Source organism: Frankia sp. CcWB2 (assembly GCF_977927585.1).
In genome coordinates, this window is sequence record NZ_CDWRCM010000223.1 from 1,027 (window position 1) to 6,450 (window position 5,424).

General features: G+C 69.7%; 5 protein-coding genes. All 5 read left to right on the forward strand.

Translation table 11 applies throughout. From position 1 onward, the window contains the following. Positions 1–160 precede the first annotated feature (160 nt). Entirely contained in the window at positions 161–916 is a 756-nt protein-coding gene (locus ACY45C_RS18765) for a hypothetical protein (protein ID WP_462188882.1), read from the forward strand. A 187-nt stretch (positions 917–1,103) separates the two neighbouring features. Next, a complete protein-coding gene (locus ACY45C_RS18770; protein WP_462188883.1) occupies positions 1,104–1,538 on the forward strand; it encodes a GlcG/HbpS family heme-binding protein in 435 nt (144 codons plus the stop codon). 255 nt (positions 1,539–1,793) lie between these two features. Continuing rightward, the gene (locus tag ACY45C_RS18775; RefSeq protein WP_462188887.1) at positions 1,794–2,969 is read left to right on the forward strand and encodes an ABC transporter substrate-binding protein; all 1,176 of its coding nucleotides are present in this window, start codon (positions 1,794–1,796) and stop codon (positions 2,967–2,969) included. A 208-nt stretch (positions 2,970–3,177) separates the two neighbouring features. Next, entirely contained in the window at positions 3,178–4,167 is a 990-nt protein-coding gene (locus ACY45C_RS18780) for a malate dehydrogenase (protein ID WP_462188884.1), read from the forward strand. 380 nt (positions 4,168–4,547) lie between these two features. Beyond that, positions 4,548–5,424: cation:proton antiporter (locus ACY45C_RS18785; protein WP_462188885.1), on the forward strand; the 877-nt coding region annotated here is incomplete at its 3' end.

Consider the following 5,424-nt stretch of genomic DNA (forward strand, 5'->3'; position numbering starts at 1 on the left):
CGTGGCCGATTGTGGTCTGGGGGGCGGTGCCCGCCCGGACCGCCCGGACCGGGCGGGCACGTGGCGAGACGGTGCCAGCCCCGCTCCTGCACTTAGCAACCCGCTCACGCGGCCCGCGGTCGCGTTCGCGTCGCTCCCGGCCAACCGGACCGGAGACAGCATGCCCACGTCGATCCCTGAACGGATCTTCAGCTCGGAGGATCTGCCGCTCCTCTCACTTCCCGGTGCCGACGGGCTCATCACCTGCCAGTGGATTCACGAGTCCATGAGGGTGCGGACCCCGTCGGGAGGCGGCGGTGACGCCATCGAGGAGCGGCGGCGCGCGCAGGTCAGTTTCGTCCTGGTCGAGCCGGCCTGGCTGGTTCGCGCGGCGGCCGAGCGGCTACGCGCACCGGCAGTCGACGCCATCGTCCTGCACGCTCATGCCAGCCTGCCCGGTCGCAGCGCGCTGGCCTTGGCGTTCGCTTCTCATCTGCGCAATGCCCTGAGACGGCCGGGAGCAGGCGGTACGCCCGCCCCCGGCGGCCCCCCCGGGTCCGGCGGCGAGCCGGAGGTCGGTGACAACGTCGTCACCGCCGGGGTGCGGCCGGATCTCAGCGGCTTCGCCGATCTGATCCGGGTACCCCATCTGGTGACCGTCACCGACGGCACCGGTGCCGTCGCGGACACAGTTGTGTGGGAAATCATGACCGGCGCGCAGTTCGACACCTGGCTCGACGGAGCTCCCCGGCCCGACCAGCGAGTCATCGAGGCGCACCTGCCCGGTCTGTTGCGCCTGCGCGGCCTGCACCGGGTCGGCCGGCTGGATCATCCGGGCGCCGGTGCTCTGCTGGACCTGCTGGGCGGCGGCTATCTCTCCAGCCGGTTGATCCACCGCTGCCCCCAGGCCGTCCTCCCGTTCGTCGCCGCGGCCTGACCCCCGGTTCCCCGCCGGGGAACCGGGGATACCCCGTGTCTACCTGTATCCTGCCGTTATCCTGCCGTTCGCCACTCGGGAGTGCCATGCGCGACGGTGGTTACGCGGCGCGCCTTCCACCACCTGACAGTCAGCCAGGGCCTATGGTCAAGCGCACCGGAACGCCGCTTTATGGGGAGAGTCGCGGATGACCGTATCGCTCGAGGACGCCCGTCGGATCATCGCCGCCGGGGAGAAATATGCGGTTCACCTCGGTCAACCGGTTAACATTGCCGTCGTTGACCACGCCGGAATTCTGGTTGCCCACGTCCGGATGGACAATGCCCGGCTCGAGACCGCGGATATCTCCGTCGACAAGGCGTGTGCGGCTCGCTCCTGGGCTCCGCCGGCCCAGCTGGTCAGTCATACCGGTGGCGAGGGACACGCTGGCGGCAAGGCACCTGCCACGGGTGACGGCCGCGTCGGACGGGAGCGTCCGTCGCCGGCGGAACCGGTCGTCACGGGTCTGCCCGGTGCGCTGCCGCTGTGGCGGAACGGGGTGATCGTGGGGGCCGTCGGGGTGAGCGGTGGTCCCGCCCCCCTTGACCAGGCCATCGCCCGGGCTGCCGCGGCGGCGTTCTGACCTGGCCGACCTGGCCGACCGGGGCCGCACCCCACGGGGTACCGCGTGGGGAGCCCGAAGCAGGATCGGATCCTGAAACCGGGAGCGATCGATCTTCGGTGAATCTCACAAAATCAACGGAATGGCACCGAAGAGTGGTCCTCCTGGTTCAGGCTTGATGGAGTGAGGAGCATCACGGCTCTGGGGGCCGGGCCGCACCGGCCTCGGCGCCGTCGTGCGGACCGTCGGGCCGCGCTGCTTGGGCTCGTGAGTCTCCTGATCGTCTTGGGAGCGGTCGGCTGCCGGGTCTCCACCGACAGGCCGACCGCGCCCCCGGCCTGCGCGGCGCCGGGCGTCGGTCCGGGCTCGATCAGATTCGGCCTGCTCTATCCGGACACCGGAAACGCGGCGTCACTGTTCCGGTCCTTCCGGGCCGGGGTGGACGCCCGGCTCGGGGTGGCGGACAAGGCGGGTGGTGTGTATGGCCGAAAAGTGATCTATGTCTGGCGGGATGACGCCTCGAATCCCGCCGGGAACCAGGCCGCCGCCCAGGGGCTCGTGGAAGACGACCAGGTGTTCGGCATCATCGAGTCGACCTCCGTGGCCAGTGGTTCCGCTGGTTATCTCAATAGCCGGCGAATACCGGTGACCGGTACCTCGCTGGAAGCGGCCTGGACCCACAACGACAACATGTTCAGCTACTCGAATATGATCTTCGACGGGCCGTCCGTCACGACCTGGGGTGAGTTCGTCGCCGAGCGCGGCGGCCACCGGGCGATCATCGCCCAGTCCGGGTTCTCGGCGACCTCCGTGACCCTCGCCGACAAGATGGCGCTGAGCCTCGCCGCGGCCGGGGTGCGGGTGCTCGGCCGGATCGATGCGACCGGGCCGGTCGACATCCCAGGTATCGGCCGGAAGGTGCGCGATAGCGGCGCGGACGTCCTGGTCGGCGCCGTCACCGGCGCCGCCTTCGGCCAGGTGGTCCTGGGCGCCCGGGTGGCCCGGGCAGATCTGCGGGTCATCCTGTCGCCCACCGGCTACGACCAGCGTCTCCTGCAATTGTTCGGCGGAGTGCTGGCCGGGGTCTACAGTTTCGTCGACTACCTGCCGTTCGAGCAGGAGACTCCCGCTCACCAGCGGTTCCTGCAGGCCATGCTGGAGTACGCGCCCCAGGTGTCCCCGCCGGCGGCCCTGTCCGGGTGGATCTCGGCGGACATGTTCCTGCGCGGCTTGGTGGCCGCCGGGCCATGTCCCAGCCGGGAGACGTTCATCAGGGGCCTGCGGGCGGTGCGCGGCTATGACGCGGACGGGTTGCTGCCCGCCCCCGTCAACTTCGCCGCCCATTTCGGGCAGATCACCCGTTGCTACACCTTCCTTCAGGTCACCGCGGACGCGAAACGTTTCGCGCTGGTCTCGCCCGTACCACGGTGCGGGACCGAGATCGGCCGGTAGCACGTGCCCCATCGCGGCGCCGCGATGTGAGCTGCGTCCGCGCCGCCCGTGCCTCCTGACCAAGAACTTCGGACTAGCCTCGGACTAGCATCGCTGGGGCGGCAGAAGACGTTCCAGTCCAGGACCGGTTACCCAGCCGGCTCGGGATCGTTACGAGGACGACACGGGCCGCACCCCGATCTTCCGTGATCTGCACCAGGAGAAGCCAGTGAGCTCAACGCCCGTCAACGTCACCGTAACCGGCGCCGCCGGTCAGATCGGCTACGCGCTACTGTTCCGCATCGCGTCGGGCCAGCTGCTGGGTGCGGGCACGCCGGTGAAGCTGTGTCTGTTGGAGATCCCGCAGGCCGTGCGGGCGGCGGAGGGCACGGCGCTGGAGCTCGAGGACAGCGCCTTCCCGCTACTGGCGGGGGTTGACGTGTTCGACGACGCCAAGCGGGCCTTCGAGGGCACCAACGTGGCCCTCCTCGTCGGCGCACGCCCGCGGACCAAGGGCATGGAGCGTGGTGACCTGCTGTCCGCCAACGGCGGGATCTTCAAGCCGCAGGGCGAGGCGATCAACAGCGGGGCCGCCGAGGACATCAGGGTTCTCGTCGTCGGGAACCCGGCCAACACCAATGCGCTCATCGCTCAGACGCACGCTCCGGACGTGCCCGCCGAGCGATTCACCGCGATGACCCGGCTTGACCACAACCGCGCGATCGCGCAGCTCGCCAAGAAACTCGGCGTGCCCAGCACCGAGATCAAGAAGATCACGATCTGGGGTAACCATTCGGCTACCCAGTACCCGGACATCTTCCACGCCGAGGTGGGCGGACGCAGCGACGCCGAGGCGGTCGGCGACCAGGCATGGATTGCCGACGAGTTCATCCCGCGGGTCGCCAAGCGGGGCGCCGAGATCATTGAGGTGCGCGGCGCATCGTCCGCGGCGTCGGCCGCCTCCGCGGCCATCGACCACATCTTCACCTGGGTCAACGGCACCCCGGCGGGCGACTGGACCTCGGCGGCGATCCCGTCCGACGGCTCCTACGGGGTGCCCGAGGGGCTCATCTCCTCGTTCCCGGTCACCGCGTCCGGCGGCCGGTTCGAGATCGTGCAGGGTCTGGAGCTCGACGCCTTCTCCCGGGAGAAGATCGACGCCTCGGTGCGTGAGCTGGCCGAGGAGCGGGAGGCGGTCCGCGCGCTCGGCCTCATCTGAGCCGATTTCTCCCCGCCTGCGCAGGCTGGTGAAGCGGAGGGAAGCGCGGAGGGCTGGTCACGGTTGCCGGCCCGGAAAACGTGATTACCCCTCCACAACTCCGCGCCATGCGGCGGGAGATGACGCGAACGGCGGACTTCCCGGCGTCCGTTGTGGTTTCTTCTTGAGGGACATCGGTACCAGTGCCGGCGCCCGCGGCGTCAGCCGACCGAATCGCATGCGCGCGGGCGACGGGGGATGACGAGAAATCCGTGATCCGGTCTCCGTGATCCGGGATTCCGGCTCTCGGCTGGCCTGTCGCCGATGCGGCCGTCGGTCGTCGGACGTCGGCTTGGAGCCCTCGCCGCCGTCAGTGGTGGCGAGACGTCCGAGGAGAGACATTGTCCCTCACGTCCGCCCAGCCCGTCCCCTCGATCCCACCGCATTCCCTGCTGCTGTTCCTGCTTCAGCTCGCCGTGCTGCTCAGTCTGGCAATTCTGCTCGGGCGTCTCGCCGTGCGCCTGCGGATGCCCGCCATCGTCGGGGAGCTCTGCGTCGGCGTGCTCCTCGGCCCGTCATTGCTCGGAACGCTGTGGCCGGCCTTCTCGGACTGGTTGCTTCCGCGTGACGCCGCGCAGTTTCACCTGCTCGACGCGGTGGGACAGCTCGGCGTTCTCTTCCTGGTCGCGCTCAGCGGGTTCGAGATTGATACGCGGATCATCCGCCGGCGCAGTCTCACCGTCGCCCGGATCAGCCTCGGTGGGTTGCTCCTGCCGTTGGGTTTCGGGATCGCCACCGGCGTGCTGATGCCGTCCTCCCTGCTGGGCCCCGACGGCGACCGGACGGTCTTCGCGCTGTTCCTCGGGGTGACGATGTGCGTGAGCGCCATCCCGGTGATGGCGAAGACGCTCATGGAGATGCGTCTGACCCATCGGGAGGTCGGGCAGCTCGCGCTGGCCGGCGGGATCATCGACGACGCCGTTGGCTGGCTGATGCTGGCGGTCGTGTCCGCGATGGCGACCACCGGTGTCCGGGCGGGCGACACGGCGTTGTCGGTGCTTTACGTCCTCGGGGCGGGGATCTTCGCGTTGACGATCGGCCGGGTCGTCGTCCGGGCCGTGCTGGGACGGATCATTGCTACGAGTGGTGCCGGGGCTGGGGCTGGCGCCGATCCCGGCGCCAGGAGCGGATCGGTCGTGGCCTTCGTGGCCGTGCTGGTGCTCGCGTCGGCGGCCGGGACGCAGGCGTTGGAGCTGGAGGCGGTGTTCGGCGCCTTCC

Bases quoted from the DNA above. Each gene is read 5' to 3' on its own strand.
- ACY45C_RS18765 (WP_462188882.1), top strand. From the start codon at position 161: ATGCCCACGTCGATCCCTGAACGGATCTTCAGCTCGGAGGATCTGCCG.
- ACY45C_RS18770 (WP_462188883.1), top strand. From the start codon at position 1,104: ATGACCGTATCGCTCGAGGACGCCCGTCGGATCATCGCCGCCGGGGAG.